At 37.1% G+C, this 2,890-nt stretch carries 2 protein-coding genes; both read left to right on the top strand.

Annotation, left to right across the window (positions count from 1 at the left end; all coding sequences use genetic code 11):
- The first annotated feature begins 620 nt into the window (after positions 1 to 620).
- Positions 621 to 1,451, top strand: a complete 831-nt coding sequence (locus J7K40_05400) for a cytochrome c biogenesis protein CcdA (GenBank protein MCD6161832.1) — start codon at positions 621 to 623, stop codon at positions 1,449 to 1,451.
- A gap of 246 nt (positions 1,452 to 1,697) precedes the next feature.
- On the top strand, positions 1,698 to 2,786 hold the full coding sequence (locus tag J7K40_05395; GenBank protein MCD6161831.1) for a DNA recombination protein RmuC: 1,089 nt from the start codon (positions 1,698 to 1,700) through the stop codon (positions 2,784 to 2,786).
- The last annotated feature ends 104 nt before the right edge of the window (positions 2,787 to 2,890 follow it).

Here is a 2,890-nt window from a genome sequence, read left to right as displayed (position 1 = left end):
GGAATGACAAGTGAAAATAATTAACAAAAAATGTAAACAACGCTGTGAAATCTAACACTTAATCATATAAAAGATAAAGAACAAAAATTAGACAAGATTTTAAAAGATAGAAACAAAGGAAAAAATATATAACAATTGTATTTCAAAATCAATAATCGCCATCTGTGGCGGTTTTTTTATTTTCTTGTTTGCGCATTAGTTATTATATTTCGGAAGGTCGCGAAAATTTAATATATATGGCTTTCATAACCACTGGCAGAATTTTTTTCTTTAGTGTAAAATGGCAAATGTAATTTGGTGAATAAATAATTTTAAATATCTTGAAAGCAATGTCTGAATTATTTCAAAAAATTTTGGCTGGTTTGTTTCTGATAATTTTTTGTATCGGAATAAGCGTTTCGCAATATGTTTTTGCCGCTGACCTTGCGGGGAAAGTCGTTTTTTTCTGGGGGCGGGGATGTTCTCATTGCGCTAAAGTAGATGCGTATGTTAAAAAAAACAATCTTGATGAGATTTTTAACATTGAACGCAAAGAAATTTATTTTAATGAGAAAAACAGGGAGGAATTTAACCGGTTATGCGATGAGCACAATTTAGAGCTTGACGAAAGGGGAGTGCCTATGGCTGTTATTAACGGGGAATGTGTTATTGGAGACAAGTTGATAATTGATAAATTAAATAATGAAATTTCGGAATTGCCTGCGCAAAATCAGGAAGAAAATAGTGGCGTTTCGCAGAAAGAAAATTTTAAGAATTCTAATGTAAATACCGACGGGAAATTAACTTTGCCTATAATATTGGGAGCGGCAGCGGTTGATGCTGTAAATCCTTGCGCTTTTGCAGTTTTAATTATTTTAGTGACTACCATCTTAGCTTCCGGGAATAGGAGAAGGGCGCTGTCGGCCGGATTGGCGTTTGCCTTATCTATTTTTATTTCCTATCTCTTGATGGGTGTCGGACTTTATCAAGCTTTGGCTACAGCCGGACTTTCCAATTGGTTTATGAAATTTATCGCCGGGCTGGCTATCGTGGTCGGACTTTTAAATATTAAAGATTATTTTTGGTACGGTGGCGGAGGTTTTATTATGGAAGTGCCGTTAAGCTGGCGTCCCAAAATGAAATTATTAATTAATTCAGTCACTTCTCCATGGGGAGCTTTCGCGATCGGTTTTTTAGTGAGTTTGTTTTTGCTGCCCTGCACTTCCGGTCCTTACATTGTTATTTTGGGAATGCTTTCCCAAAAAGAAGCGTTTTTTTCAGCGTTGGGGTGGTTATTGCTTTACAATTTTATTTTTATTTTACCGATGATTATTATCACGCTGGCTGTCTATAAAGGATTCAGTCCTGAAAAAGCGGAGGAGGCCAGGCAAAAGAGATTGAGAGTTTTACATCTTATCGCCGGAGTTCTAATGATAGGAATTGGAATGGCTATTGTGTTTAATTTGTTGTAAGATATAGAAAATAAAGGCGTTGTTCAAAATTCTATGCCTATATCATTCCGGAAAATTTTGAAGTGAAACGAGAAAATTTATCCGGAATCTACGCTTTCAACTATTTCATATTTAAAGATTTTAATTAACCCGGATTCCGGATATTTTTTCTTCTGCTGTCGTTACAGAAAAAATTCCGGAATGACATAAAGAAAGTAAATAGAAAATATAGCAATACTAAAAGCTAATTTCTAAAAAGCTAAATTTATGACCATCCAGACAATTTTATTAGCGCTTTTAATTATAGGAATAATTTATGTCATTTTTATTCTTCTTTCTAGGGATAAAGAAGGCAGGAGGGAGGAGAAAATGGCAGCTATGATGGAAAGACTGTCGCTGCTGGCTGAACAGAATAAAGAAATGCGACAGGCGATGGACAGCAAATTGTCCGAGTCGCACAAAGCGGCGCAGGAAAATATTGAAAGCAACAGTCGTTTTATGCGCGGAATGCACAGCCAATCGGTTAAGCAGATTACGGAAATTACGGAGAAACTTTCCAAGCTGGAAGAAACCAACAAACAGGTGGTGGGTTTTTCCGCGCAGTTGCAAAATTTGCAGGATATTTTGAAAAATCCCAAACAAAGAGGCGTGCTGGGGGAATATTTTTTGGAAGAAACTTTGAAGAATGTTTTGCCGCCTAATTCTTACCAGATGCAATATAAATTTAAAAATGAAACGATTGTAGATGCGGTAGTATTTGTTAAAGATAAAATAGTGCCGGTTGATTCAAAATTTTCTCTGGATAATTATGAAAAGATTTTAAATTCTAAAGACGATGAAGGTAGGGCGCGATTGGAAAAACTATTTAAGCAGGATTTGAAAAATCGCATTGACGAGACTTCTAAATACATAAAGCCAGAAGAAGGAACAATGGAATTCGCTTTTATGTTTATTCCCTCCGAAGCTATTTATTACGATTTGCTTATCAATAAAATCGGCGCGGTGCAAGTTGACACTAAGAGCATGGTGGAATACGCTTTTCGCGACAAACATGTGATTATTGTTTCGCCCACTTCTTTTTTGGCGTATTTGCAAACGGTTTTGCAGGGACTGCGGGCGATGCAAATTGAAGAAAGCGCCAAAGAGATTAGGACTAATGTGGAAAAGCTAAATAAGCATTTAATATCTTTTGACGGCTTTATGAAAAAGCTGGGCGGCAGCATGTCCACCACGGTCAACCATTACAATTCGGCTTTCAAGGAATTTAATAAAATTGATAAGGATGTGGTGAAAATCACGGGAGGAGAAAAAAGTATTGAACCGATGGTTTTGGAGAAGCCGAAGATGGAGGAGTGATTTATGGACATCATCAATAAAATAAAAGAAGCGAAACTGGTCGGGCGGGGCGGGGCGGGTTTTTCAGTGGCTGATAAGTGGTCCGCCGTCGCCGAAGTTATGGC

This window comes from Candidatus Zixiibacteriota bacterium (genome assembly GCA_021159005.1).
GTDB lineage: Bacteria > Zixibacteria > MSB-5A5 > UBA10806 > 4484-95 > JAGGSN01.
The sequence above is the reverse complement of the archived record's forward strand: the minus strand, read 5'-3'. Positions and strand labels throughout refer to the sequence as shown.

What these genes read in the sequence shown, in the direction of transcription:
- J7K40_05400 (MCD6161832.1), top strand. Translation starts at nt 621, where the DNA reads ATGGCTGTTATTAACGGGGAATGTGTTATTGGAGACAAGTTGATAATT.
- J7K40_05395 (MCD6161831.1), top strand. Translation starts at nt 1,698, where the DNA reads ATGACCATCCAGACAATTTTATTAGCGCTTTTAATTATAGGAATAATT.